27 protein-coding genes and 1 riboswitch are annotated in these 26,051 nt (G+C 68.8%); of the genes, 17 read left to right on the top strand and 10 right to left on the bottom strand.

From position 1 onward, the window contains the following. Positions 1–475 precede the first annotated feature (475 nt). The 10 genes from MRBLWH10_RS11410 to MRBLWH10_RS11365 all read left to right on the top strand — a co-directional run bounded on the left by MRBLWH10_RS11410 (position 476) and on the right by MRBLWH10_RS11365 (position 6,990). A complete protein-coding gene (locus tag MRBLWH10_RS11410; protein WP_341939951.1) occupies positions 476–997 on the top strand; it encodes a hypothetical protein in 522 nt (173 codons plus the stop codon). 63 nt (positions 998–1,060) lie between these two features. Then, the gene (locus tag MRBLWH10_RS11405) at positions 1,061–1,615 is read left to right on the top strand and encodes a hypothetical protein (protein ID WP_341939950.1); all 555 of its coding nucleotides are present in this window, start codon (positions 1,061–1,063) and stop codon (positions 1,613–1,615) included. Further along, positions 1,590–2,237 carry a tetratricopeptide repeat protein gene (locus tag MRBLWH10_RS11400; protein WP_341939949.1) on the top strand — a complete coding sequence of 216 codons (648 nt, stop codon included), beginning with the start codon at positions 1,590–1,592 and terminating at the stop codon, positions 2,235–2,237. Before MRBLWH10_RS11405 ends, MRBLWH10_RS11400 begins: the two co-directional genes overlap by 26 nt. A 101-nt stretch (positions 2,238–2,338) precedes the next feature. Further along, on the top strand, positions 2,339–2,686 hold the full coding sequence (locus MRBLWH10_RS11395) for a hypothetical protein (protein ID WP_341939948.1): 348 nt from the start codon (positions 2,339–2,341) through the stop codon (positions 2,684–2,686). A gap of 110 nt (positions 2,687–2,796) precedes the next feature. After that, positions 2,797–3,336, top strand: a complete 540-nt coding sequence (locus tag MRBLWH10_RS11390; protein WP_341939947.1) for a hypothetical protein — start codon at positions 2,797–2,799, stop codon at positions 3,334–3,336. Positions 3,337–3,400: 64 nt separating this feature from the next. Then, on the top strand, positions 3,401–3,706 hold the full coding sequence (locus MRBLWH10_RS11385; RefSeq protein ID WP_341939946.1) for a hypothetical protein: 306 nt from the start codon (positions 3,401–3,403) through the stop codon (positions 3,704–3,706). A 66-nt stretch (positions 3,707–3,772) separates the two neighbouring features. After that, a complete protein-coding gene (locus tag MRBLWH10_RS11380) occupies positions 3,773–4,099 on the top strand; it encodes a hypothetical protein (RefSeq protein WP_341939945.1) in 327 nt (108 codons plus the stop codon). Continuing rightward, positions 4,096–4,497, top strand: a complete 402-nt coding sequence (locus MRBLWH10_RS11375; protein ID WP_341939944.1) for a type II toxin-antitoxin system VapC family toxin — start codon at positions 4,096–4,098, stop codon at positions 4,495–4,497. The genes MRBLWH10_RS11380 and MRBLWH10_RS11375 overlap by 4 nt, the downstream gene beginning before the upstream one ends. A gap of 51 nt (positions 4,498–4,548) precedes the next feature. Continuing rightward, positions 4,549–4,633, top strand: a riboswitch (ZMP/ZTP riboswitch). Between the two features lie 39 nt (positions 4,634–4,672). Beyond that, complete coding sequence (glyA, locus tag MRBLWH10_RS11370) at positions 4,673–5,947, top strand: serine hydroxymethyltransferase (RefSeq protein ID WP_105677150.1); 1,275 nt, start codon at positions 4,673–4,675, stop codon at positions 5,945–5,947. Positions 5,948–6,111: 164 nt separating this feature from the next. Continuing rightward, the gene (locus MRBLWH10_RS11365; RefSeq protein ID WP_341939943.1) at positions 6,112–6,990 is read left to right on the top strand and encodes a bifunctional methylenetetrahydrofolate dehydrogenase/methenyltetrahydrofolate cyclohydrolase; all 879 of its coding nucleotides are present in this window, start codon (positions 6,112–6,114) and stop codon (positions 6,988–6,990) included. Positions 6,991–7,101: 111 nt separating this feature from the next. Here the strand turns inward: MRBLWH10_RS11365 and MRBLWH10_RS11360 are convergent, their stop codons facing one another. Beyond that, positions 7,102–7,653, bottom strand: coding sequence for a phage holin family protein (locus MRBLWH10_RS11360; protein ID WP_341939942.1), 552 nt, complete (start codon positions 7,651–7,653; stop codon positions 7,102–7,104). A gap of 37 nt (positions 7,654–7,690) precedes the next feature. Beyond that, positions 7,691–8,254 carry a TetR/AcrR family transcriptional regulator gene (locus MRBLWH10_RS11355; protein ID WP_223586885.1) on the bottom strand — a complete coding sequence of 188 codons (564 nt, stop codon included), beginning with the start codon at positions 8,252–8,254 and terminating at the stop codon, positions 7,691–7,693. A gap of 66 nt (positions 8,255–8,320) precedes the next feature. Between MRBLWH10_RS11355 and MRBLWH10_RS11350 the strand changes: the two genes are divergently transcribed. After that, positions 8,321–8,797: a DUF4188 domain-containing protein gene (locus tag MRBLWH10_RS11350; RefSeq protein WP_105677156.1), complete on the top strand. Its 477-nt coding sequence runs from the start codon at positions 8,321–8,323 to the stop codon at positions 8,795–8,797. Between the two features lie 38 nt (positions 8,798–8,835). On the opposite strand, the gene MRBLWH10_RS11345 is transcribed toward MRBLWH10_RS11350, so the two are convergent. From MRBLWH10_RS11345 to MRBLWH10_RS11325, 5 genes are all read right to left on the bottom strand, one after another. Beyond that, positions 8,836–9,558: a DUF6882 domain-containing protein gene (locus tag MRBLWH10_RS11345; RefSeq protein WP_105677158.1), complete on the bottom strand. Its 723-nt coding sequence runs from the start codon at positions 9,556–9,558 to the stop codon at positions 8,836–8,838. A gap of 42 nt (positions 9,559–9,600) precedes the next feature. Next, complete coding sequence (locus tag MRBLWH10_RS11340) at positions 9,601–10,827, bottom strand: MFS transporter (protein ID WP_341939941.1); 1,227 nt, start codon at positions 10,825–10,827, stop codon at positions 9,601–9,603. Positions 10,828–10,908: 81 nt separating this feature from the next. Continuing rightward, on the bottom strand, positions 10,909–12,237 hold the full coding sequence (gene xylB, locus MRBLWH10_RS11335) for a xylulokinase (RefSeq protein ID WP_341939940.1): 1,329 nt from the start codon (positions 12,235–12,237) through the stop codon (positions 10,909–10,911). Further along, on the bottom strand, positions 12,237–13,427 hold the full coding sequence (gene xylA, locus MRBLWH10_RS11330; protein WP_341939939.1) for a xylose isomerase: 1,191 nt from the start codon (positions 13,425–13,427) through the stop codon (positions 12,237–12,239). The genes xylB and xylA overlap by 1 nt, the downstream gene beginning before the upstream one ends. 111 nt (positions 13,428–13,538) lie before the next feature. Continuing rightward, positions 13,539–14,537: a LacI family DNA-binding transcriptional regulator gene (locus MRBLWH10_RS11325; protein WP_341939938.1), complete on the bottom strand. Its 999-nt coding sequence runs from the start codon at positions 14,535–14,537 to the stop codon at positions 13,539–13,541. A 146-nt stretch (positions 14,538–14,683) separates the two neighbouring features. Between MRBLWH10_RS11325 and MRBLWH10_RS11320 the strand changes: the two genes are divergently transcribed. The 6 genes from MRBLWH10_RS11320 to MRBLWH10_RS11295 all read left to right on the top strand — a co-directional run bounded on the left by MRBLWH10_RS11320 (position 14,684) and on the right by MRBLWH10_RS11295 (position 23,057). Beyond that, the gene (locus tag MRBLWH10_RS11320; protein ID WP_341939937.1) at positions 14,684–15,970 is read left to right on the top strand and encodes an extracellular solute-binding protein; all 1,287 of its coding nucleotides are present in this window, start codon (positions 14,684–14,686) and stop codon (positions 15,968–15,970) included. Between the two features lie 8 nt (positions 15,971–15,978). Continuing rightward, positions 15,979–16,986, top strand: a complete 1,008-nt coding sequence (locus MRBLWH10_RS11315) for a sugar ABC transporter permease (RefSeq protein WP_105677168.1) — start codon at positions 15,979–15,981, stop codon at positions 16,984–16,986. Next, the gene (locus MRBLWH10_RS11310; protein WP_105677170.1) at positions 16,983–17,873 is read left to right on the top strand and encodes a carbohydrate ABC transporter permease; all 891 of its coding nucleotides are present in this window, start codon (positions 16,983–16,985) and stop codon (positions 17,871–17,873) included. The genes MRBLWH10_RS11315 and MRBLWH10_RS11310 overlap by 4 nt, the downstream gene beginning before the upstream one ends. Positions 17,874–17,902: 29 nt before the next feature. Next, the gene (locus MRBLWH10_RS11305; RefSeq protein WP_341939936.1) at positions 17,903–20,263 is read left to right on the top strand and encodes a glycoside hydrolase family 3 N-terminal domain-containing protein; all 2,361 of its coding nucleotides are present in this window, start codon (positions 17,903–17,905) and stop codon (positions 20,261–20,263) included. Then, positions 20,260–21,807: a family 43 glycosylhydrolase gene (locus MRBLWH10_RS11300; protein WP_341939935.1), complete on the top strand. Its 1,548-nt coding sequence runs from the start codon at positions 20,260–20,262 to the stop codon at positions 21,805–21,807. Before MRBLWH10_RS11305 ends, MRBLWH10_RS11300 begins: the two co-directional genes overlap by 4 nt. An 83-nt stretch (positions 21,808–21,890) precedes the next feature. Beyond that, positions 21,891–23,057: an ROK family transcriptional regulator gene (locus MRBLWH10_RS11295; protein WP_341939934.1), complete on the top strand. Its 1,167-nt coding sequence runs from the start codon at positions 21,891–21,893 to the stop codon at positions 23,055–23,057. Positions 23,058–23,060: 3 nt separating this feature from the next. On the opposite strand, the gene MRBLWH10_RS11290 is transcribed toward MRBLWH10_RS11295, so the two are convergent. The 3 genes from MRBLWH10_RS11290 to hpaD all read right to left on the bottom strand — a co-directional run bounded on the left by MRBLWH10_RS11290 (position 23,061) and on the right by hpaD (position 25,942). After that, complete coding sequence (locus tag MRBLWH10_RS11290) at positions 23,061–23,864, bottom strand: HpcH/HpaI aldolase/citrate lyase family protein (RefSeq protein WP_105677174.1); 804 nt, start codon at positions 23,862–23,864, stop codon at positions 23,061–23,063. Further along, positions 23,849–24,634: a fumarylacetoacetate hydrolase family protein gene (locus tag MRBLWH10_RS11285; RefSeq protein ID WP_105677175.1), complete on the bottom strand. Its 786-nt coding sequence runs from the start codon at positions 24,632–24,634 to the stop codon at positions 23,849–23,851. Before MRBLWH10_RS11285 ends, MRBLWH10_RS11290 begins: the two co-directional genes overlap by 16 nt. Positions 24,635–24,778: 144 nt before the next feature. Then, positions 24,779–25,942, bottom strand: a complete 1,164-nt coding sequence (gene hpaD / locus MRBLWH10_RS11280) for a 3,4-dihydroxyphenylacetate 2,3-dioxygenase (RefSeq protein ID WP_223586876.1) — start codon at positions 25,940–25,942, stop codon at positions 24,779–24,781. Between the last annotated feature and the right edge of the window lie 109 nt (positions 25,943–26,051).

The raw sequence follows: 26,051 nt of genomic DNA, 5'->3' as shown, positions 1-26,051 counted from the left end.
CTCTGTGCATTCAGAGGGTTGTATCTGCTGGTATTGATTCCCGCAACATTTCTTGGATGGATCTTCGTCCACTCGTGGCGACAGAGGACCAGTTTTGGTGCGTGCCTGGGGTGGTATGACTGGAACATCTTTCTGTCTCTTGCTACGGGACTCGTCGGAGTGCGTGCGAGTAAGTACATGCCGACTGCTCGATACGTCAGACTGGTAGATATGGCCAACATCTCACACAGAGTGGGAAGGATGGGTCGAACCCTGCAGAAGTTGGATAGCGACCCGTTGCAATCGAGGGCATAGATGGGTCTGAAAGATCTACTCGTGAGGATGAGTTGGCAGATGGCGATCGGAGCGCGGCTCCCAGGATGAGTGCGGTCGTCATCATCGGGGTCGAGGCCGTCCTCGTCTATGCGGATTCATAGTTGTTGGGCTGCTCAGTTTGAGCGCAGTCTGAGCGGCACGCAAGCGAGGGGTGACATCGATGACAGAGTCCAGTTGTGTTCCCGCCGGGTTCTCGTATCTTTCCGCCTGTGGGATGGGGATCTTCGCGGTGGTGCTCAGCCCGTGGCTGGTGCAGCTCCAACGTGCTGTGTACCGTGACGGCCCTGCTCTCCAGCGCGGGCTTGCGAACGCGACGCCTCTGTGGATCCCTTTTACTACCGGCGTAGTGATTCTGTTCGTTGGCATTGACTGGGTGGTGCGATGGGTGCGGAAGTGTGTCCCCGCCGGGGATTGGAACGTGCTGGGCGTTGTGGTCGTCGCTCTTGCTCTCGCGCTGGCCGTCACGGCCGTCATCCGCTTAATACGAGCGCGGATCCGGCTAGGGTCGCGCGAACCTGCGATCGAGCATGCCGAGATCGGATCCGTTCCCGACGAAGGCGCGGCGACTGAACCCAAGCGGTCGCCGAATCTGCCGCCGGAGCGGCGGCGAGTCATCCTCGAGTTTGCCCTTACCTATGAGGTAGCGGTGATCGTTACTCTCATAGGTGTCAGCTTCCTTTAGCCGGAGTGTTGGCTGAATGGCTCGGCGTTCGTTCACAACGGTCGCCTCAGATAGGACGGTTCTATGGCTCTGCCGACGATGGCCATCCCCGCGGGTAGGGCGGGGCGGGCGCTGAGGCTGGCCGTGAGTTCAGTCTTCACCGGATTCGTGCCTGCCATGTTCCTCCTCAGCCCGATGGGCGCAGGAGCGCCGCAGGCGATTCATGTCATCCTGATAGGACTCCTCGGCATGACGGCCTGGCTCTGGGTGCGGCTACCGTTCACGGGGGTGATCGTGAGCGGCGACGTCGTCACGGCGACGTCATGGTGGTCGCGCAGGCGGTTGCATCGGGGCAGCATACGGATGTTCCGAAGCCGGCCGTACGAAGGCCCCTTCTTCTACCTCGCTTGGACGATCGTCGATGGGGCGCTTGCGAGCAGAGACGTCGAGGTTGAGCTGAAGGATGGCACGACCACTGTTCTTCGCGGCACGGTCTGCAACAGCCGCGTGTCCTTCGACATGGTTCACGCGCTCAACGCGTGGCTTGATGAAGAAGGGGCCGCAGAGTCCTCGCCTTTGCGGAGACACAGCCGGACAAGGAGCGCGAAGAACGATGAGCACAAACGATCCCCAGCCTGACTGGGTGCGACTCGAAGAGCGTGCCAAGGCCGCGTTCGATCAGGGGAATCTGCTGCATGCCCGAGATCTTCTCGTCGAAGCATCCGGTGCAGTTGGCGCAGACTCGATCGTGTTCTCGAACCTCGGACTCGTCAGCCTGGGGCTTGAGGACTATCAGGGAGCCATCGATGCATACAGCAGCTTGGCGGAACCGGATCTGCAGAGTCGAGTGAATCGCGGCCTGGCCTACGAGCGGGCGGGTGATGTCGAGTCGGCGAGAGCAGACTACCGGGCGGCGCTCCTCCTTGATCCGGACGACGTCGCCGCCCTCGTCAACCTCGGCACGTTGGAGTTGGAGTTCGGCTCCGACGACGCCGGACGGGCAGTACTTGAGCATGCGTACGCCCTTGACCCCACGACCGGCTGGCAGCTGAGCGATGCCTTGCGTGCGGCCGGGGACCTCGATGCTGCGGCGGAGGTGCTCCGTGCTGCGGCAGAAGCCGGTGAACCGCGTGCGTACCTCGACCTTGCCGATGTCGAACACGAGAGGGGAGACCTCGACGCGAGCGAAGCGGCATTCGAGGCCGCGATCGCGGCAGGCGTCGCGGAGCAGGCCGATGACGACGAGGGGGCGGGGTCGTAGCCGTGGACTACAACTCGACGGACTCCCGTGATGTCGACTTCGCCGGGGACATACGATCGAGTCCTGATAAGAGGCGCTCGAGGAGTGGGTAAGGCGTGAGGATGCAAGACGGCGTGAAGGGGCTGCGGGGCCGGCGGCGCGTCCTCGCCAAGGCCGTGTTCGGCGGATACGACTTTCGCGACAGCCGTCAGATCCGCCGGCGCTGGTTGCTCTATCGAACTCTTGCCGCCATCTGCATCGTGCTCGGGGTAGTGCTGGTCCTGTTCAAGATGGTTCTCCTGGTCAAAGGGGTCTCGCTGAATGCTCCGGCGCTCTTGTCGCCCATCATCGTGTTCGGCGTGCCCAGCTTCGTTTTCTGGGTGAAGGCGAAGGATCACGCCCTCTTCTGGCGCGAGGAAGTCGAACGCGAGCGGGCGCTGGCGGAGGCGGGTCCTCTGCCGTCGGAGTAAGAACGCCTCGAAGCCTCCTTTCCTGATCTGCTCCTGAACCACCACTACAGAAAGGTGCTGGGGGCGTACTGGTGACGACCGCTGCTATCGTCCAGATACGAGCGTCAGCGGTGACCGAGGGAGCAAGCGTGTCGGTGGTGTCCGGAATCCTCATGGCCATCGGCATCCTGCTGCTGGTCTCGGGCGTCGTCATGCTCGTGGGGCGGCGTCGGGTTGCTGCCAACATGTCGCAGGCCGGAATCGTCAAGGGCACCCGGGTGTCCGCGACGACCTACTCGGTCCTGATCTCCGTGATGCAGCTGCTCATCGGCGCCGGCCTCCTGATCCTGACGCCGCTGACGTCCTTTCGGAGCCGTGAGGACAACTTCTTGCGTGCCCTGACCGCTCTCTCCGAGATCCTCGGAGCAGGGGGCATTGTGCTCAGCCTCGCGCTCGTCATCACAGGCAGTGCGGGGATGCTGTTCGGCCTGCGCTTCATCTGGCAGGCATGGAAGGACAGGTCGAGCTGGCAGCACGATTCCTCCGGCTTGCTGACAATGCCCACACGTGATCGAGTGAGGATGGGCAGCGGAACCGTCCTCGCCACGTACGGTGCGATCGCGGTCGTCTTCGGCATCCTGCTTCTCGCGACCTACGCGGCCGGCGTGTGATCATGAGCGAACCGCAAGGGGGCGCGATTCGCGACGGGACCACCGCGCGGAAGGAGCCAAGAGGATGAGCTTCCTCAAGGGGCTAGGTTGGCTTCTCCTCTTCGTCTTTCGTGGGCTCGCGCTGTGGGTGGTGATCCCCGTGGCCACGCTGGCCTGGCTTCGGGTCCACATCTGGGCGCAGGGGGCTACGCTGCGGCAGGCTGTCGCCTGGTACGACGCGAACCTGATCGCGGCGCTGTCGAACGGTCCGTTCCGTTGGCTGATGCGTCGGGAAGCCCGGCCATCCTTCGTACGCATGTCGGGCATGAGCACGATCAGTACACAGAGGATCCCCTGGTTCGACCTCAGCGCCCTGTTCGACGTCGGCTGAGCGGCCCCACGCGGGCGCTGTGGATAAGTCCTCACGCTGTCGTTGCGCACCGCTACGGTCAACCGCATGAACATGATCTCTCTCATGCATGCAGATCTGCATGCTATCGTCGACCACATGGTGGCGATCCAAGTGCGCGACGTTCCGGAGAGCGTGCGAGACGATCTCGTCCGCGCCGCGCGAGAGCGGGGGCAGTCGCTCCAGGCGTTCCTCGCAGACGTGCTGGAGACGGAGGCGCGCAAGTCGCGCAACCGCGAGCTTCTGCGCACGATGAAGCCGATCCCCGTGCTCGACGGGGCTGCGCCAGAGGAGATCTCGGAGTTGATCCGTCGCGGCCACGAGGAGCGAGACACGCAGATCATCGACGCCGTCACACGGCCCGATCAGCCATGATCGTCGTCGACGCCTCGGCGGTCGTCGACGTCATCATCGACGGCACCGCGCACGGGGCGGCGGTGCGCACCGCGATGTCGCTCGATGCCGACTGGGTCATGCCGGCGCACGGCCCCTCGGAAGCGGCGAGTGCTCTGAGAGGACTGTGGCTCGCTCGACGGTCGAGCGACGGCGACTTCCGCGCGCAGCTGACTCAGCTGGCACGGTTCGAGATGCGTCTTCTTCCGATCGCTCCTCTTCTGCCTCGTATCGGCGAGCTCGCCGCCAATGCCACGGTGTACGACGCGGCGTACCTCGCGCTCGCGGAAGAGCTCGGGGTGCCGCTTCTGACCACGGATCGGAAGTTCGCGGGCGTTCCGGGGGTCCGAGCCGAGGTCAAGGTCGTCGCGCGCGAGTGAGCGCGGTTCGGCGTCATCTCTGCGGCCCGAGCTCGCGGCATCCGCTATGCTCGTAACCGTCGCGACTGGCGTCTGGGTGGACTACCACCGGGGAGCGACTGACCACGGAATTCGACCGCGCGCCTGGGCCGATGGAAGCACCCCTTTCGAATCCGTTGTCAGAGGAGCACGTCACATGACCGACCGTTACTTCAACGCCCCGCTCGCCGAGGTCGACCCCGAGATCGCCGAGGTCCTCGACAGGGAACTCAAGCGCCAGCAGACGTTCCTCGAGATGATCGCATCCGAGAACTTCGTTCCCGTCTCCGTGCTGCAGTCGCAGGGCTCGGTGCTCACGAACAAGTACGCCGAGGGCTACCCCGGTCGCCGCTATTACGGCGGCTGCGAGGAGGTCGACGTCGCCGAGGAGCTCGCGATCGCCCGCGCCAAGAGCCTGTTCGGCTCGGAGTTCGCGAACGTCCAGCCGCACTCCGGCGCCTCCGCCAACGCCGCTGTGCTTCACGCGATCGCCCGCCCCGGCGACACGCTGCTCGGCCTCTCGCTCGACCAGGGCGGCCACCTCACCCACGGCATGAAGATCAACTTCTCCGGCCGCCTCTACAACATCGTCGCCTACGGGGTGAACCCCGAGACCTCGACCATCGACATGGACGAGGTCCGCCGCCTCGCCATCGAGCACAAGCCGAAGGTCATCATCGCCGGCTGGTCGGCCTACCCGCGCACCCTCGACTTCGCCGCGTTCCGCGAGATCGCCGACGAGGTCGGCGCCCTCCTCTGGGTCGACATGGCGCACTTCGCCGGTCTCGTCGCCGCGGGCCTGCACCCGAACCCGGTGCCGCACGCGCACGTCGTCTCCTCGACCGTGCACAAGACCATCGGCGGACCCCGCTCCGGCTTCATCCTCACCAACGACGCCGAGATCGCGAAGAAGATCAACTCCGCCGTCTTCCCCGGACAGCAGGGCGGCCCGCTCATGCACGTGATCGCCGCCAAGGCGACGGCGTTCAAGCTCGCCGGCACCCCGGAGTTCAAGGAGCGTCAGGAGCGCGTGCTGCGCGGCGCCGCCATCATCGCGGAGCGTCTGTCTCAGCAGGACGTGAAGGATGCCGGCATCGCCGTGCGCTCCGGAGGCACCGACGTGCACCTCGTGCTCGTCGACCTGCGCGACGCCGAGATCGACGGCAAGCAGGCCGAGGACCTCCTGCACGACATCCACATCACCGTGAACCGCAACGCGGTGCCGAACGACCCGCGCCCGCCGATGGTCACCTCGGGTCTGCGCATCGGCACCCCGGCGCTCGCGACGCGCGGCTTCGGCGACGCCGAGTTCACCGAGGTCGCCGACGTCATCGCCCTCGCGCTGCAGCCCGGCGCCGACGTCGAGGCGCTCCGTGCCCGCGTCGACGCGCTCGCCGCGGCCTTCCCGCTGTACCCCGACCTGCAGCAGTAAGCACCACGCTGCTGCGTTTCGTCTCGCTTCGCTCGCTCAACGACCGGTTCCGCGTGACCCCGGTCGTTGAGCGAGGAGCGCAGCGACGAGCGACGTGCTGAGCGAGCGCAGGGAGTCGAAGTGACGAAACGCCCCGTGAGAAGTAGAACGAAAGAGAGCGCGACATGACCGCGAAGATCCTCGACGGCAAGGCCGCCGCAGCATCCATCAAGGCCGAGCTCACCGAGCGCGTCGCCGCGCTCAGGGAGAAGGGCATCGTCCCCGGTATCGCGACGGTGCTCGTCGGCGCCGACCCGGCGTCGCAGCTCTACGTCGGCATGAAGCACCGTCAGTCCGAGGCGATCGGGATGAACTCGATCCAGCGCGAGCTCCCCGCCGATGCCTCGCAGGCCGACGTCGAGGCGCTGATCGACGAGCTCAACGCCGATCCCGACTGCCACGGCTACATCGTGCAGCTGCCGCTGCCGAAGCACCTCGATACCGACGCGATCCTCGAGCGCATCGACCCGGCGAAGGACGCCGACGGCCTGCACCCGACCAACCTCGGTCGTCTCGTGCTCAACGTGAACAACCCGATCCACACGCCGCTGCCCTGCACCCCGCGCGGCGTCATCGAACTGCTGCTGCGCAACGACTACGACCTCAAGGGCAAGCACGTCGTCGTTGTCGGACGCGGCGTCACCATCGGCCGCCCGATCGGCCTCCTGCTCACCCGCCGCGACATCAACGCCACCGTCACGCAGGTGCACACGGGCACGCCCGACATGTCGCCGTACCTCCGCCAGGCCGACGTGATCGTCGCCGGCGCCGGGGTCAAGCACCTGATCCGCGCCGAAGACGTCAAGCCCGGAGCCGCCGTGCTCGACGTGGGCGTGACGCGCGAGACGGATGCCGAGACCGGCAAGAGCCTCGTCTTCGGCGACGTGCATCCCGACGTGGCCGAGGTCGCCGGCTTCCTCTCCCCGAACCCCGGCGGCGTCGGACCGATGACCGTCGCCCTGCTCCTGACGAACGTGGTCGAGGCGGCCGAGCGGCTCGTCTGACGCGTCACGTCTCGTGGGGCGTTTCGTCACCTCGAGTCGCTGCGCTCGCTCAGCACGGCGCTCGGTCGCTGCGCGTCCTCGCTCAACGACCGGGTTGCTCCGCGGAGCGGATCAGCCGAGCTCGTCGAGCATGCGGCGCTGCTCGGGGGTGAGGCCGTCGTTCAGCTCCTGGCGCGCCTCGGTCGTCGCGGGGGAGTCGGGGGTGGGAGCGGATGCCGCGGCATCCGGCCTCTTCGAGATCTTCGCGGAGACGGTGTCGTACACCTCGCCCGCCTTGGCGCGCAGCCTGTCGTCGAACTGGTCGTAGATCATCCAGCCGAAGAGCAGGATCAGCGGAGGCAGGACGAACGCCCAGAAGCCCGACGCGCGCACCCCGCTCAGCCACACCGTCAGCACCCAGACGATGAGCTCGACGACGTAGACGAGCGCGTACTGCACGGTCTTCTCGCCGACCTTCGTGCGGCTGGCCGACGACTTCGCGGCGGACTTCCGGAACGCGGAGCCGAGCACGGGCTTCACGAACAGCGCGGCGAGGGTGAGGATCACGGCCGCCCACAGCGCGTTGAAACCCACGCGGACGCCGCTGAACAGCAGGCCGATGAGCAGGAGGACCGCGACGTTGAACACGTAGAGCGCGGCGAACCGGACGATTCCGTTCTTCATGCGACCAGACTTCCACATCTGCGCGCCGTGCGGCACCTCACGCGCGCGGGAAGGAGCGCTCCACTGCGTCGACCACGGCATCGTAGACGGCATCCCAGTCGGGCACCTCTGGCGCGACTCCGGCGAGTTCGAGGCTCACGGCGCCGTGCACCTGCGCCCACACCGTGACGGCGGCAGCCATCACCTGCTCCTCCGGCACGCGCGCCGCGAGCGCGCGCACGAGCGGGGCCATCGCGGTGGAGGTCGTGGCGGCATCCGGAGCGCAGTCCTCGACGGTCGTGATCGCTCCGCCGAACATCAGGCGGTAGAGGGCGGGGTTGGCCTTCGCCCACCCTCGATACGCGTATCCGAGGGCGCGGAGCCCCTCCGGCTCGGTCGCGGCCTGAGCGGCTCCGAACGACGCGAAGCCGTGCTCGATCACGGCGACCAGCAACTGCGCCTTGCCGCCGAAGAGGGAGTAGACGGCCGAGGTCGAGGTGCCGGCTGACTGGGCGATGTCGCGGAGGCTGATGCGCTCCGGGCCCTTCGCGTCGACCATCTCCGCCGTGACGTCGAGCAGTCGGTCGCGGAGAGCGTCGTCGTAGGAGACAGGTCTTGCCATGGAGAGAAGTCTATCGTAACGTTGTTTCATAACGTAGTTACATAACAACGTTCCAAGGAGAATCGCATGACTCAGCAGGTCTTCCCCGGTCGCTACACGGCAGCACCCGACCGGTCTGACATCACCGTCTTCGTCATCGGCATGCGGGCCAACCGCTGGTGGCAGCTGGGGAAGGTGTGGTGGACGGCCAGCAAGATGCCGCCGATGCTGCGGCACCTCGCCACCCATCCGGAGGCGGGGATGCTCGGCGCCCACAACTGGTTCGGGCGCACGACCATCCTGCTCTCCTACTGGGAGAGCCCCGAGCATCTGCAGCGCTTCGCCGCCGACCGCGACGCCCCGCACCTGCAGCCGTGGCGTGACTTCATGCGCTCGCTGCAGGGGTCGGGCAGCGTCGGCGTCTGGCACGAGACGTATCAGGTGCCCGTCGCCGATCTCGAGGCCGTGTACGTCGACATGCCCGCGTTCGGGCTGGCCGCGGCGACCACGCACGTGCCCGTCGGCCCGGGCATGAAGACGGCGCGGCAGCGACTCGGGCGGTGACGGAGGTGGGGTGGACGCGGCGGCATCCACCCCACCTCTCAGCCCTGGGGCTGCAGCGTGCCCTCGATGTTCGTGATGCGCGCGCTCTCGTCGAAGCGGAACGTGACCGATGCCGTCGCGTCGGTGATCGTGGCGCCGGTGTAGGCGTCGTCGGTCCAGGCGAGGTTCCAGCCGGCGAGGCGGGCGAGGTCCCACACGGCGGTCCTGGCGTCGGGCAGAGCCAGGCCGGAGAGGATGCGGGGGAGAGCGGTGGTCGCCGATGCGACGGTCAGTGCGGGCACGGGCGCGTCGAGGAGGAAGACCGCCCTGGTGCCGCCGGAGATCGGGGCGGAGTAGTAGGGCGAGCGTCCGGTGATCTCCACCGCGACGCCCGCGATCGTGTGCGCGGCGGCGGCGATCCACTCCTCGTCGCCGGAGGCGTCCGCCGGGAAGGGGAGCTCCGGCTCCGCCAGCTCGGCGAGTCCGTGCTCGACGCCGTAGTCGCGGAGCTGCGCGGCGACGCCCTGCGCGTCACCCTGCGGGTGCGCCCACGCCCACAGCAGCGACCGCGGCCCGGGTGCGATCGTCGCGATCAGATGGGCCGTCGTCACCAGCGTGCGCGACGGATCGGCGTTCGCGGTGAAGGTGATCGTGCCCGCCGTCATGTCGGCATCCCAGCGGTGGTCGCCGAGCTCGTCCGTCGCCGTGGCGAGGGCGTCCTGACGGAGCGCGGTGAAGAGGGCGGAGCGGTCGGCGAGCGGCTGGAGCGCGGCGAAGGTCATACCCCCAGTCTCGCCCGGATTGCTATGAATCCGCCAGAGCGCTCATGTCGTCACGGCGCCATCCGGACGCCCCATGCGCCGCACGCTCGGCACGGCCAGAGTCATCAGCGCGATGCTCGCATAGAGGATGCCGGACGTGACCAGCACGGTCTCGACGTCGCTGTGGGTGATCAGCCAGCCGTAGATCAGCGTGCCGATCGGCATGGCCACGAAGCTGCCGAGCATGTCGTAACTGGACACGCGGGAGAGCGTCTCGCCCGGCACGTTCTCCATCATCGCGAGATTCCACCCGGTGCTGAACACTTCGGCGCCGGCGCCGGCCACGAAGGCCGCGATCGCGAGCAGGACGACGGCGGGGTGGACGCCGAGCACGGTGAGCGGGATCGCGAACGCGGCCATGCCGATCATCCCGTAGCGGAGCGGTCGGTTCAGCGGGAACCACATGAGGATGAGGGTCATCAGGAGGATGCCGACGCCCTCCGCGCTGACCACCCAGCCCCAGCCGGTGATGCCGAGACGGGGGTCGTTCTTCGCGATGTACGGGCCGACGACACCCCACGCGCCCACGTGGATGGCGTTCATCACCATGAACGCCAGCACGACCACCCACAGCCAGGTCCTGGTGCGGAACTCGTGCCAGCCGGTGCGGAGATCCTGGAACAGCGTCGTCCCTCCGCCGTGCGCCGGCGGAGGAAGGCGGACCATTGCCAGCACGGGGATCGCGATCACCCACCCGATCGCCTGCACGACCATCGCCCAGGCGGGGCCCGCCGATGCGACGACGATGCCGGCGATGATGGGGCCGCCGATGGTGGTGGCCGAGCGCACGAAGGAGAGCATCGCGTTCGCCTGCTGCAGATGCTCCGGCGACGCGAGCTGCGGGATGATCCCCTGCATGGCGGGCAGGACGAAGGCCGTTGACGCCCCGTTCAGCACGGAGAGCAGTGCGAGCATCGGCACGGTCGCCGTTCCGGTGAACAGCAGGGCGGCCATCGCCCCGATGGTCAGGATGTCGATGACGTAGCACGACTGGATGATCAGCGCTCGGGGGAGCCGGTCGGCGATCACTCCGCCGAACAGGAGGAAGACGATGTTGCTGACCGTGAAGGCGGCGAGCACGAGCGACAGCGAGCGGGCGTCGTTGTCGATCTCCAGCACGGCGAAGGCGAGCGCGATCGACGACATGGATCCGGCGATCATCGTGATCGCCCTCGCCAGGAAGAACCAGCGGAACCCTGCGTCCTGCATCGCGGCGAGCCCGCGCGTCATCGGCGGTCCTCGCGTCTCTGCATCCGACCATCCTGCCACGCGACGCGACGCGACGAGTGGCGCGGAGGGGGCGCTCGGCGTCTACCAGGACGGACGGATGCCGGTGAGGGCCCAGGCCGCCTGCACGGCGGCGCCGAGGGCGACGTACTCGCCCGGCGCCGGGGCCACGACCGGGATGTCGAACACCTCGCGGGCGACGGCCGCGACGGCGGGGCTCTGCGCGCCGCCTCCGATGAGCAGCACGCGCTCCGTGCGGACGCCGAGGTCGCGGATGGCGCCAAGGCCGAACGCGAGACCGCCGATCACGCCCTCGACCGCGGCCCGCGCCAGGTTCTCGCGACGGGTCGACGCGAGCGTCATGCCCGAGAGGGTCGCGGTCGCGTCCGGCCGATTCGGGGTCCGCTCGCCCTCGAACCACGGCTGCAGGGACAGTCCACCGGCACCGGGTTCCGCCTGCAGGGCGAGCCGCGAGAACTCTTCGAGGTCCACGCCGAGCAGGGCGGCCGTCACGTCGAACACGCGCGCGGCGTTGAGGGTCGTGACGATCGGGAGGCGGCCGCCCGCGGCATCCGCGAACCCTGCGACGGTGCCGGAGACGTCGAAGATCGGCGCATCGGTCACGGCGAAGATCGTGCCGCTCGTGCCGATGGACACGCCCACGTCGCCCGTGCGCGCGCCCATGCCGAGCGCGGCGGCGGCGTTGTCGCCCGCACCCGCCGACACCACGAGCCCACCGGAACCCTGCACGTGCTCCGAGGGCCCGAGCACCCGGGGGAGCACCACATCCGACGCGTCCCTGCGAAGGGCGAGCGACAGCAGCTCGCGGTCGTAGACGTCGCGGACGGGATCGAAGTAGCCCGTCCCGCTCGCGTCGGAGCGGTCGGTGACGAGCTCGCCGAGTGCGGGGCCGAGCTCGGACTCGTCGGCAGGGCCGTACCCGCGCAGGCGCCAGGTCAGCCAATCGTGGGGGAGGGCCACGGCCGCCACACGGGCGGCGTGCTGCGGCTCGGCGTCGGCCAGCCATCGGAGCTTCGTGACGGTGAACGACGCGACCGGCACCAGACCCGTGCGCGACGTGAACTCGGAGGCGCCGACCTCGGCCGTGAGATCGGCCGCGGCCTGCGCCGAGCGGGTGTCGTTCCACAGGAGGGCGGGGCGGATCACTCGGCCGGACTCGTCGAGCGCGACCAGTCCGTGCTGCTGCCCGCCGATGCCGATCGCCGACACGTCGTCGAGTCCGCCGGCATCCGCCAGTGCCGTTCGCAGCGCCGCCCACCATGCGGTGGGGTCGACCTCTGTGCCGGCGGGATGGGGTGCACGGCCGGTGCGCACGACCGCACCGGTGTCGAGGTCGCGGACGACGACCTTGCAGCTCTGCGTCGACGAATCGACGCCCGCGACCAGTGCCATCAGCGCGCGCCGAGCAGGTGCTCGGTGGCGAGCTGCTGCAGACGGACGAAGCCGAAGCCCTTGCCGCCGAGGTACGCGTCGGCGTCGAAGTCCTCGTAGGCGCTGCGGTCGGCGAGCAGATCGTCGTAGGACTCGCCCTCGTTCAGGGTCGGAGCCGCGAGCTCGGCGACCTTCGCCGCGGCCAGAGCCTCCTGCACCTCGGGGTCGGCGCGGAACGCCGCTGCCCGCTCCTTCAGCAGCAGGTACGTGCGCATGTTGGCCGCAGCGGAGTCCCAGACCCCGGTCTCGTCCTCCGTGCGGCTCGGCTTGTAGTCGAAGTGCCGGGGGCCGTCGTAGGCGGGGATGCCGTTCGGGCCGCCGTTCTCGAGCAGGTCGACGAGCGAGAACGCGTTGTGCAGGTCGCCGTGGCCGAACACCAGGTCCTGGTCGTACTTGATGCCGCGCTGGCCGTTGAGGTCGATGTGGAAGAGCTTGCCGTGGAACAGGGCCTGCGCGATGCCCGCGGTGAAGTTGAGTCCCGCCATCTGCTCGTGACCGACCTCGGGGTTCACGCCGACGAGCTCGGGGCGCTCGAGGGAGTCGATGAATGCGATCGCGTGGCCGAGCGTGGGCAGCAGGATGTCGCCGCGCGGCTCGTTGGGCTTGGGCTCGATCGCGAAGCGGATGTCGTAGCCCTTGTCGGTCACGTAGTCGCCGAGCAGGTTGACGGCCTCGCGGTAGCGCTCGAGCGCTGCGCGGACATCCTTCGCCGAGTCGTACTCCGCGCCCTCGCGGCCGCCCCACATGACGAAGGTCTTGGCGCCGAGCTCGGCGGCGAGGTCGAGGTTGCGCAGCACCTTGCGCAGCGCGAAGCGGCGCACCTGACGGTCGTTGGAGGTGAAGCCGCCGTCCTTGAAGACCGGTGCGCTGAAGAGGTTCGTGGTGACCATCGGCACGATCAGCCCGGTGTCGGCCAGTGCGCCGGTGAGGCGGTCGATCTGCGTCTGACGCTCGGCGTCGGTGGAGCCGAAGGCGAACAGGTCGTCGTCGTGGAAGGTCAGGCCGTAGGCGCCGAGCTCCGCGAGTCGCTCGACGGCGTGCACGACGTCGAGGTGCGGCCTGGTCGGTCCGCCGAAGGGATCGGCGCCGTTGTAGCCGACGGTCCAGAGTCCGAAGGAGAACTTGTCGTCGCGGGTGGGGGTGAGGGGCATGGCTCGGATCGCTTTCCACGGTGAGGGCGAATTGTTGTTGCCAGGAACATATCAGGGGTGGGTGGCCTCCGCAACGTGTCCGTCCACTGCGATCCTGCGCCGGAGGTGCGGTCAGCCGCCGATCGGCGCCGTCGAGCTGCGCACCACGAGCTCGGCGTGCATCCTGATGTGCGCGGGGTCCTCGCCGCGCAGCATCCCCAGCAGCACGCCGACCGCCGCCGCCCCCATCTCTGCGAGGGGCTGCCGCACGGTCGTGAGCTGCGGGTTGTTCGACGAGGCCTCGGGGATGTCGTCGAATCCGACGACGGAGAGGTCGTCGGGCACGCGCAGGCCGCGCTCGGCGGCGACGCGCATCGCCTCGAGCGCCGTGAGGTCGTTGGCGGCGAACACCGCGGTCGGCCGCTCGGGGAGATCCAGGATGGCGTGGGCGCCGGCGGTCGCGCTCGCGGTGCGGTAGCCGCCGTCGACCACGAGGGACGGATCGAACGGGATGCCGGCAGCGTCCAGCGCCGAGCGGTAGCCCGCCTCGCGCTGCTGCGCCGACTCGAGATCGGAGCGGCCGTGCAGGTGCGCGATCCTGCGGTGCCCGAGGGAGATGAGGTGCTCCGTCGCCGTGCGTGCGCCCTCGACGTTGTGCACCGCGACCGTCGCCGTTCCGTGCGGTCCCTCGTGCGGGTCCACCGCCACGATCGGCACCGCGGCCCGCGGGGGAGTCGTGGTCGGGGTCACCAGGATCGCCCCGTCGATGAGCGTCCCGCCCAGGCGGGAGAGGGAGCGGCGCTCCCAGCCGAGGTGCTCGCCCGCCGAGACGCTTCCCGCGTACGCGAGCACGTCGTACGGCGTGTCCTGCAGCGCAGTGGAGACGCCGCGCAGCAGCTGCAGCGCGAAGGGCTCGAACTCGGCGACGAGCACGCCGATGACGTTCGTGCGCCCTCTCCTCATCGACGTCGCCACCAGGGAGCTCTCGTATCCGAGTTCGGCGACGACGCGGAGGATCCGGGCGTGGGTCTCCGCGGACACGCCGTCTCGGCCGTTGATGGCCTTCGACACCGTCGCCACGGACACTCCTGCTGCGCGGGCGACGTCGGTGATCGTGGTGCGTGCGTTCATCAGAACAGACTAATCATGGAAAACGTTATCGATATCGTTTGACACGATCTCGTCCAGATGCCAGAGTGGGCGCACGACACATTGGTGTGGCTGACAACAAATAGGTTCGCTCTGCTGCACGGAACTCGATGAAGAGGAGACACAGCATGAAGATGCGCAAAGCGTGGGCTGCGGGGGCGGCCATCGTGACGCTGGGGGCGCTCGGGTTGACCGGGTGCGCGGGCGGGGGAGGCGGCGCCGATGACGGCAGCACGCTCACGATGTGGCACAACTCGACCACCGGTGCGGGCAAGCAGTACTGGGAGGACGCTGCGGCCGCATTCCACAAGGCCAACCCCGAGGTGACGGTCAAGGTCACCTCGATCCAGAACGAGGACATGGACGGCAAGCTCCAGACCGCCGTCAACTCCGGCGACATGCCCGACATCTTCATGGCGCGCGGAGGCGGCAAGCTCGCCGACGTCGTGAAGGCCGGCAAGGTGAAGGACCTCACGAAGCTCATCGACGCCGACGTGAAGTCGGCCTTCGGCGACGCGCCGTTCAGCGCCTTCACGGTCGACGGCAAGATCTACGGCATGCCCAGCGCGGTGCTCCCCGGCGGCATGTTCTACAGCAAGGACCTGTTCGCCGCGGCGGGGATCACCGGCGAGCCGAGCAGCATGGACGAGCTCGAGGGCGCCGTCGACAAGCTGAAGGCGTCGGGCGTCGCCCCGATCGCGCTCGGCGCGAAGGACGCCTGGCCGGCCGCGCACTGGTACTACTTCTTCGCGGTGCGCGCATGCGACCAGGACGTGATCGCCAACCTGTCGACCAAGCCGGACTTCTCGGACAAGTGCTGGCTCGACGCCGCACAGAACCTCGCCGACTTCGCCGAGACCGAGCCGTTCAACGACGGGTTCCTCACGACATCAGCGCAGCAGGGCGCGAACTCCTCCGCAGGTCTCGTCGCCAACCACAAGGCGGCGATGGAGCTCATGGGGGCGTGGAACGTCGGTGTGATCGCCAGCCTCACGCCCGACCAGAAGCCCCTTCCCGACCTCGGCTGGTTCCCCTTCCCCGAGGTCAGCGGCGGCAAGGGAACCCCGGGCGCCATGATGGGCGGCGTGGACGGATACTCGTGCTCCGTCGACTCGCCCGACACCTGCGAGAAGTTCCTGAACTTCGTCTCCTCGAAGGAGTGGCAGGAGAAGTACGCCGTCGCCTTCCAGACGATCCCGGCCTCTCAGGACGCGATGGGCGCGGTCACCGATCCGTCGCTGATCCCGCTCATGGAGGCGTACAGCAAGGCGCCCTACGTCTCGCTCTGGCTGGACACGGCCCTCGGCCAGAACGTCGGCAACGCGCTCAACACCGGCGTCGTGGAGATGCTCGCGGGTCAGGGAGACCCGAAGAAGCTCGTCGACAGCCTCGCGAACGCGGCGGCCAGGGGCTGACCCGCGCCATGACCATCACCCAGGCGCTCGCTCAGGCGCCTGAGGGGAGCTCCCGTGGGGCCGGCGCATCGTCGGCCCCACGGCGGCGGAAGCCGCGCCCTGACTGGCGCAAGCGCGGCGAGATCGCCCTCCTCTCGGGCCCTGCCCTCCTCGTGTTCGTCGGCTTCGTCATCTTCCCGGTGCTGATGGCGGCGTTCTACGGATTCTTCAAGTGGAACGGCTTCGGCTGGCCGACCGAGTTCGTCGGCCTCGACAACTACGTGCTCATGCTGCAGGACGAGACGTTCCGTGCGGCCGTGTCGCACAACTTCATCATCATCTTCCTGTCGCTGATCATGCAGGGGCCGGTCGCGATCCTCTTCGCGCTGCTGCTCAACCAGAAGATCCGCGGGCGCTCGGTCATCCGCGTCCTGATCTTCGCCCCGTACGTGATCGCGGAGGTCGTCGTCGGCACGGGCTGGAGCCTGATGCTGCAGGATGCCGGCGCCCTCAACTCCCTGCTGGAGAAGTGGGGCCTCGGCGCGCTCCAGCACTCGTGGATCGCCGACCCCGCGATCGCCATGTGGTCGCTGATGATCATCATCACGTGGAAGTACGTCGGATTTGCCGTCATCCTCATGCTGGCGGGGATGCAGTCGATCCCCGAGGAGCTCTACGAAGCGGCCGCGATCGACGGAGCCGGGTTCTGGAAGACGCAGTGGAGCATCACGCTTCCCCTGCTCGGCCCGACCATCCGCATCTGGGCGTTCCTGTCGATCATCGGCTCCCTCCAGCTGTTCGACCTCGTCAACATCATCTGGGGGCAGTACATCGCGGCGACCGCCGGCACCTCGACGATGGCGACCTACATGTACCAGAACGGCCACCTGGCGGGGAACTACGGCTTCGGCAACGCCGTGGCCGTGATGCTCTTCCTCATCTCCATGGTCGTGGCGCTCATCTACCAGCGCTTCGTGCTGCGGCGTGACACCGAGGGCGCACTCACCGGAGACAGCGGAAAGGCGCGCAGACGATGACCGACACCCTGAAGACCTCCGTCGCGATCCAGACGATCGGGCCCAGGGGCCGCCGCCGCGCCGCCCCCGAAGTGCGCTGGGGCAGCCCCGGTGTGTACCTCGTCGCCCTCGTGCTGATCACGGTCTGCGTGACGCCGATCCTCTACATCATCATCGGCGGCTTCCGCACGAACTCGCAGATCACCACGGATCCGTCGGGCTGGCCCGCCCCGTGGCAGTTCGCGAACTACACCGACGTGCTCGGCAGCTCCGAGTTCTGGACCGCGATGCTGAACTCGACGATCTCGGCCGTCGGCACCACCGCGGGAGCCGTGATCCTCGGCGTCATGGCGAGCTACGTCATCGCGCGCTACGACTTCGCGGGCAAGGGCGTCATGTACTCGCTGTTCGCCGCGGGGCTGATGTTCCCGGTGACCGTCGCGATCACGCCGCTCTATCTGCTGATCCGCAACCTGGGGCTGGTGAACAGCCTCGCGGGCATCATCCTTCCGCAGATCGCGTTCGCCCTGCCGACCACGATCATCATCCTCGTGCCGTTCCTCAAGGCGATCCCGAAGGAGCTGGAGGAGGCGGCGTCGATCGACGGCGCATCCCGTCTGGGGTTCTTCTGGCGCATGGTGATCCCGCTGAGCCTGCCGGGAGTCATCACGGTCGGGATCCTCGCCTTCATCGGCGCGTGGAACGGCTACATGCTCCCGCTGTTCATCCTGAGCGACCAGAGCCTGTTCACCCTTCCGCTCGGCGTGCAGAACTTCGCCTCGCAGTACTCGGTCGACACCGCCCGTGTGCTCGCCTACACCTCGCTGTCCATGCTTCCCGCCCTGATCTTCTTCAGCCTGTTCGAGCGCCGCATCGTCGGCGGTCTGACCGGCGCGGTCAAGGGCTGAGAGACCACGAACCACGAATGGAGGCGCACATGAGCGCTGACATCCCCGCATTCCCCCACGCATCCGATCGGGTGCGGGATCTGCTCGCCAGGATGACGCTGGACGAGAAGCTCGCGCAGCTCGTCGGCTACTGGATCGACCAGGGCGGCGAGGTGGTGGCGCCCATGCAGAACGAGATGGGAGGCAAGGCCGCCCCCGGGGCACTGGCCGAGATCACCCGCGACGGCATAGGCCACTACACGCGCGTCTACGGCACGCGCCCGGTCGATGCCGCCGAGCGCGCGGCGTGGCTCTGGGAGGAGCAGCGCCGCCTCCGTCGGGAGACCCGGCTGGGCATCCCCGCGCTCGTGCACGAGGAGTGCCTCACCGGGCTCGCCGCGTGGAAGGCGGCGACCTTCCCCACGCCGCTCGCCTGGGGCGCCTCGTTCGACCCGGAGCTGGTGGAGGAGATGGCGGCGTCGATCGGCGAGACCATGCGCGACCTCGGCATCCACCAGGGGCTGGCGCCCGTGCTCGACGTCATCCGCGACCCCCGGTGGGGGCGGGTGGACGAGTGCATCGCCGAGGATCCGTACGTGGTCGGGGTGACCGGAACCGCGTACGTGCGCGGGCTGCAGTCCGCCGGTGTGCACGCGACGCTCAAGCACTTCGTCGGGTACTCGGGCTCGCGTGCGGGGCGCAACCACGCGCCGGTCTCCGCCGGACCCAGGGAGGTGGCCGACGTGTTCCTCCCGCCGTTCGAGATGGCGGTGATCGACGGCGGCGCGCGCTCGGTGATGAACTCCTATGCGGAGATCGACGGGGTGCCTCTGGGCAGTAGCGCCGAGCATCTCACGGGCCTGCTGCGTGAGAGGTGGGGCTTCGACGGCGTGGTCGTCGCGGACTACTTCGCCGTCGCGTTCCTGGAGATGATGCACGGCATCGCGCGCGACAGGGGAGAGGCGGCGGAGGCCGCCCTCACGGCCGGGGTCGACGTCGAGCTCCCGAGTGGAGACGCGTATCTGGCGCCGCTGCGGGAGCGCGTCCTGTCGGGGGCGCTCGATGAGGCCTTCGTCGACCGCGCGGTCCTGCGCGCGCTGTCCCAGAAGGAGGAGCTCGGGCTGCTGGAGCCCGACGCCTTCGACGACGAGCCGCCCGCGGCGGTCGACCTCGACTCGCCCCGCCATCGCGACATCGCACGACGGCTCGCGGAGGAGTCGGCGGTGCTGCTCTCGAACGACGGCATCCTTCCCCTCGCCGATGCGGCGACGCCTCGGGGGAAGATCGCCGTGATCGGTCCCAACTCCGCGCGCCCTGAGGCGCTGATGGGCTGCTATTCGTTCGCCAACCACGTGCTCGCGCATCATCCGGAGCATCCGATCGGCTTCTCGATCCCGAGCTTCCTCGAGGCGTTCTCGGAGGAGGCGGATGCTCTCGGCGTCGAGGTGATCGCCGCGCGCGGCTGTGACGTGGAGGGCGACGACCGCTCGGGCTTCGCGGAGGCGGTCGACGTCGCGCGCGCGGCCGACGTGGCGATCGTCGTCGTCGGCGATCAGGCCGGGCTGTTCGGACGGGGCACTGTGGGTGAGGGCAACGACTCCGAGAGCCTTGAGTTGCCCGGTGTGCAGCGCGAGCTCGTGGAGGCGCTGGTGCGCACGGGAACGCCGGTGGTCATGGTGGCCGTGACCGGTCGCCCGTACGCGATCGGCTGGGCGCTGGATGCCGTGTCTGCACCGGCGGCCGTCCTGCAGGCGTTCTTCCCCGGGGAGGAGGGCGCCGCGGCGCTCGCCGGAGTCCTCTCCGGGAGGGTCGTGCCCTCGGGGCGCCTCCCGGTGTCGCTGCCGCGCTCTGCGGGAGCGCAGCCCTACTCGTATCTGCACCCTCGCCTGGGCGGCCCCTCGGAGGTGACGGCGACCGATTCGACTCCGGTGCGTCCGTTCGGGTTCGGCCTGTCGTACACGCGGTTCGAGGTCGATCGGCTCGATGTCGACGACGAGGTGGCCGCCGGAGGAGCGTTCCGGGTCGCGGTCACGGTGACGAACACGGGCGACCGGGCGGGCGCCGACGTCGTGCAGCTGTACGGGCACGACGTCGTGGCATCCGTCACGAGACCCGTCGCCCAGCTCCTGGCGTTCCGCCGGGTGACGCTCGACGCCGGGGAGTCGGTGCGGGTGACCTTCGACATCCCCACCCAGCGATTCGCCTTCAGCGACCGCTCGATGACCCGTGTGGTCGAACCCGGAGACGTCGAAGTCTGGGTGGGAGCGCACGCCGCGGCATCCGTCGAGGAGGGCACGGCGACGGCTCGGGCGACCCTGCGGATCACGGGGGCGCCGCACCCCGTCACGACGGCGGACGCACGCGTGGCGACATCGGAGGAGATGATCGTGGATCGAGCGGTGTCGCGATGACGGTGGTGAGCAATCCCATCCTGCCCGGGTGCCACCCCGATCCGACGATCTGCCGTGTCGGCGAGGACTACTACCTCGTCACCTCGACGTTCGAGTACCTGCCCGGTCTCCCGGTGTTCCACAGCCGCGACCTCGTCGACTGGGAGGTCGTCGGGCACGTCATCGATCGGCCGGGGATGCTGGATCTCGAGGGGATCCGTTCGTCGGGCGGCCTCTACGCCCCGACCCTCCGGCACCACGACGGTCGGTTCTGGCTGCTGTGCACGCTCGTGGACCAGGAGGACGACGCGAGGGGCGGCAACTTCGTCGTCACGGCGGAGGAGCCGTCCGGCCCCTGGTCCGATCCGGTCTGGCTCGACGTCGACGGGATCGATCCGTCGGTGTTCTTCGACGACGACGGTCGCATCTGGGTGCATGGCACGCGACCGGCTCGTCAGCCCGAATGGCACGATCAGACCGAGGTCTGGCTGCGTGAGCTGGACCCGCACACGATGACCCTCGAGGCCGAGGAGCATGTCCTGTGGCGCGGGGCGGTGCAGGGCGCGGTGTGGGCCGAGGGCCCTCACCTCTACCGGGTGGCCGGGGCCTACCACCTGCTCGCCGCGGAGGGCGGAACCGACTTCCATCACGCCATCAGCGTGGCGAGGGCGGATGCCGTCACCGGTCCGTACCGCGGCAGCAAGGGCAACCCCGTGCTCACCCACCGGCACCTCGGGCGCGGCGTCGACATCACTGCGGTCGGGCACGCTGACCTCGTGGAGGCGCCGGACGGCAGCTGGTGGGCGGTGCTGCTCGGCATGCGTCCGTACGGCGGCTACCACTGCAACCTCGGCAGGGAGACCTTCCTGGTGCCGGTGGTCTGGGAGGACGGATGGCCGGTCTTCGCACCGGGCATCGGTCGCGTGGAGCACGAGGTCGAGGTGCCGTTCGCGCAGCCGCGGGCGGCGGCGCCCGCCGGCGGGATCATCGCGTCGAGCGATCCGCGCTGGACCTCCGTGCGTGCCCTGCCCTCGGAGATCGCCGCGGCCGACGGCGACGGGTGGGTGCTCCCGCTGCTCCCGGCGTCCCTCGCCGATGCCACCCGCAGTGCCTTCCTCGGCGTGCGGCAGCAGCATCGAGATGTCGACGTCACGGCGACCATCGCCTGCGATCTGCGCGAGGGCGAAGAGGCGGGACTCGTCGTGCGTCAGTCGGAGGACGACCACGTGCGGCTGTCGGCCATCGGCATCACGGGGGAGGGAACGCGCGTGGTCGCCATCCACCGGAGCGCCGGAACGGAGCGCGTGCTCGGGGAGGCGGTCGTCGCGGGAGCGCCCCACGAGGACCTCGTTCTCATGCTGCGGGCGCGCGGCCAGGATTACGAGCTGCGGGCGGGAAGGTCGGGCGACGACCTCGCCGCCGTCGCCACGGCGGACGGACGCACGCTCGACTCGATCGCGACCGGCGGCTTCCTCGGACTCTGGATCGGGGTCCACGGCACGTCGAACGGCGCGGCGACCGACTCGACGATGCGCGTCGAGCGCGTCGAGTACGTCCCTCGGTGATCGCGAGGGTCGGGCCTGACCGGAGCGCGCCCGTCGGGCGGATATCGTGGCAGGAGCAGCACGACGCGCGGAGGAGGCGGGGGATGACGGATCGGGCATCCGGAGTCGAGGGAGTGCGCCGGGCGAACCTCGGCGAGGTGCTTCGGCTCGTGCACCACGACGGCCCGCGATCCCGCGCGGTCATCACCGCCGACACAGGACTGAACAGGTCGACGGTCGCCGACCTCGTCGCCGAGCTGGTCTCTCATGGGCTCGTCGTGGAGCAGGAACCCGACTCCACCCGCCGAGTGGGGCGCCCCTCGCCGATCGTCGCGCCGAGCGAGCAGGTCGTCGCGATCGCGGTCAATCCCGAGGTCGACGCGATCGAGATCGGCGTCATCGCCCTCGGCGGCAGTGTACGCGAGCGCGTACGAGTCGAATGCGTCGAGCCGCCCTCCGTCGAAGACGTCACCGCGGCGGTCGAGGGCTTCGTACGACGGTGGCGGGAGTCGTCCGGGCCGGCGGCGAGGATCGTCGGCATCGGGCTCGCCGTGCCGGGGCTGGTCAGGGCCGAGGACGGCATCGTGCGACTCGCCCCCCACCTGGAGTGGCGGGATGCTCCGATCGGCGATGCGCTCGCGACGGCGCTCGGACTCCCCGTCTTCGTCGGCAACGACGCCTCTCTCGGAGCGAGCGCCGAGCGCCTGTTCGGAGCCGCGCGCGCTCACGAGGACGTCGTGTACCTCAACGGCGGATCGAGCGGCATCGGCGGAGGGCTCATCCTGGACGGCCGGCTCATCGGCGGTGCGGGAGGCTATGCAGGGGAGTGGGGGCAGACGCGCCCCGGCATCCTGTCCGACGACGACCGCCGCACCGACGGCGGCGTCCTCGAAGACGAGGTCAACCGCTCGCGCCTGCTGCAGGCCGCCCAGCTCGGCCCCGTGGACGACACCGCCCTCGCGGCGGTGCTCTCGGCGACGAGCGATCCGCAGGTGATCGCCGAGATCGACCGGCAGCGCCGCGTGCTCACGGCCGCGCTCGCGAACGCGGTCAACGTGCTGAATCCGTCGATCGTGGTCCTGGGCGGCTTCCTCGCCATGCTGCGCGCCCGCGACGCCCTGAGCTTCGACGCCGAGGTGCGGGCGCGCTCGCTGCAGGCGCCGGCGGAGCAGATGGAGGTGACGGCCGCAGGGCTCGGCGCCGATCGTCTGCTGATCGGCGCCGCCGAGGCCGCCTTCGCTCCGCTGCTGGCGGATCCGCTCCGATTCTGACGGTCAGTAGCTGGCGCGCCGCGTGTCGTCCGAGACGGGGATGAAACGGCTCGCGAGTCCTTCGGAGGCGCGGGCGAGCAGTGCCACATCGGCGCCGACCGCGACGAAGTCGGCGCCGGCGGCGATGTACCCGTCGGCGGCGGTCGGATCGAAGGCGTTCACGCCCACGGCGGTCCCGGCGGCCTTCACCGCGGCGAACACGCGTTCCACCGCGGCGACGACGTCGGGATGCGTCTGCTGACCGAGCAGGCCCATCGACGCCGACAGATCCGACGGGCCGACGAAGACCGCGTCGACGCCGTCGACCGCGGCGATCTCCGCCGCGGCATCCACTCCGGCTGCCGTCTCGATCTGCACCGTCAGCGACGTGTGCGCTGCGGATTCCTGCAGGTAGCGGTCGACGCGGTTCCAGCGGGCGCTGCGGGCGAGGGCGCTGCCGACGCCGCGCACGCCCTCCGGCGGGTAGCGGGTCGCGGCGACGGCCGCGCGGGCCTCGTCGGCGGACGACACCATCGGAACGATGATGTTCTGCGCACCGAGATCGAGGACCTGCTTGATCGCGACCGTGTCGTTGGAGGGGACGCGGACGACAGGGGCGATCGGGTAGGCCGCGGCGACCTGCAGCTGCAGGAGCACGCTCTCCAGTGAGTTCGCGGAGTGCTCCATGTCGATCAGCAGCCAGTCGAGGCCGGAGCCCGCAGCCACCTCGGTGACGATCGCGCTGCCGGAGCATGCCCACATCCCGATCAGCGAGCGGTCGGATGCCGCGAGCTGCTCGCGGAAGGAGGCGTCTAGACGAATCGGCATGCGATCGTTCCCATCGGTCCGTAGTCGCACAGCACTTCATCGCCGCGCGTCACCCACATCGGGCGCGTGAACGATCCTGCCAGGATGATCTCCCCCGGCTCGAGACGCGCGCCGTGCTGGTGGAACTTGTTCGCCAACCAGGCGACGCCGGTGGCGGGATGGTTCAGCACGCCGGCGGCGACGCCGGTCTCCTCGATCTCGCCGTTCTTGAAGAGGAGCCCCGGAACCCAGCGCAGATCGATCTCATCGGGGCGCTTGCGCACGTCGCCGAGGACCATCGCCCCGTACGCGGCGTTGTCGCTGATCGTGTCGACGATCGTGCGCCCCTCCAGCTCGATGTGCGAGTTCAGCACTTCGAGGGCGGGAACGGCGTAGTCGATCGCGGCCAGGGCGTCCTCCAGCGTGCAGTCCGGGCCTTCGAGCGGATGCTTCAGCACGAACGCGAGTTCGACCTCGATGCGCACGTTGGAGAAGTGCTCCGTGGGGATGTCGGCCCCGGACTCGTACACGGTGTCGTCGAACATCACCCCGTAGTCGGGCTCGGTGATGCCCGTCGCCTGCTGCATCGCCTTCGACGTGAGGCCGATCTTGCGACCGACCAGCCGGCGGCCGGCGGCGATCTGCGAGTCGCGCCACACGCCCTGGATCGCGTACGAGTCCTCGACCGTCGCGGCGGGATAGCGCGCGGTGATGCGCGGGATCACCCCGTGCGTGCGATCGGCCTCGGCGAGCTCGGCCGCGATCGTCGCGATGTCCTCTGCTGACAGCATCCGTTCCTTCTCTCTTCTTCTCACCGGCACACGCTGCGGCTGATGCGCGAGTGTCGGGCCGGAGGGATGTTCTCGTGGGGACAATCGGGGTAGGGGTCCCCGCTCTTGTCCCCACGAGAACATCCCGTAGGCCGCCACGCGCGACTAGAGCTGGTGCCCCAGCTTGTACTCGCCCTGCTTCCACTCCGGCATCGCGTCCTCGTCGTCCGGGCGGGTGTAGCTGAACCCGTCGGCGCCGATCGTCACGGCCATCTCGGAGCTGTCGGTGCGCGCGACCACGGGCTGCGGGTTGCCGTCGAGGTCGAGCACGAGCGAGGCGTCCGTGTACCAGCTCGGCACGACCGGGTTGCCCCACCAGTCGCGGCGCTGGTTGTCGTGCACGTCCCACGTGATGACGGGGTTGTCGGGGTCGCCCGTGTAGTAGTCCTGCGTGTACACCTCGACGCGGTGGCCGTCGGGGTCGCGCAGGTACAGGTAGAACGCGTTGCTCACGCCGTGACGGCCGGGCCCGCGCTCGATCGCGTCGGACCGGCGCAGGGCTCCGAGCTTGTCGCAGATCGCGAGGATGTTGTGCTTCTCGTGCGTCGCGAAGCACACGTGGTGCATGCGGGGTCCGTCGCCGCCGGTCATGGCGGTGTCGTGCACGGTCGGCTTGCGGCGCATCCACGCGGCGTAGACGGTGCCCTCCTCGTCTTGGATGTCCTCCGTGACGCGGAAGCCGAGGTCCTGCATGAACTTCACCGCGCGCGGCACGTCGGGGGTGACCTGGTTGAAGTGGTCGAGGCGCACGAGCTCGCCGGGGATGTGCAGGTCGTAGCGCCACGACATCCGCTCGACGTGCTCGGTCTGGAAGAAGAACTCGTACGGGAAGCCGAGAGGGTCGACCACGCGGACGGAGTCGCCGATGCCCTTGACGAAGCCGTCGGGGTTGCGACGGACATCGCAGCCGAGCTCCGTGTAGAACTCGACGGCGCGGTCGAGGTCCTCGGCCGAGCGGACCCGGTACGAGAAGGCGGCGACCGCGGCGATCGGGCCCTTGCGCAGCACGAGGTTGTGGTGGATGAACTCCTCGGTGGAGCGGAGATAGATCGCCTCGTCGTCCTCGCTCGTCACGTAGAGGCCGAGGATGTCGACGTAGAACTGGCGGGACGCCGCGAGGTCGGTGACCACGAGCTCCATGTAGGCGCAGCGCAGCACGTCCGGGGGCGTGCTCGTCGGCGTGGGGGTGGGGTCGGCGGGATGGATCGGCGCCTCCTGGCTCACGTAGAAGCCAGACGAGGTCAGCGTCATGTCGTCGCGGTTGGTCATGTCAGCGTCCTTGCTTTCGTGTCGTGCGTTCGTTTCGTCTCGCTTCGCTCGCTCAACGACCGGATCTCAGGGCCGGTCGTTGAGCGAAGAGCGCAGCGACGAGACGAAA

The organism is Microbacterium sp. LWH10-1.2 (assembly GCF_038397765.1).
GTDB classification, from domain to species: domain Bacteria; phylum Actinomycetota; class Actinomycetes; order Actinomycetales; family Microbacteriaceae; genus Microbacterium; species Microbacterium natoriense.
The sequence above is the reverse complement of the archived record's forward strand: the minus strand, read 5'-3'. Positions and strand labels throughout refer to the sequence as shown.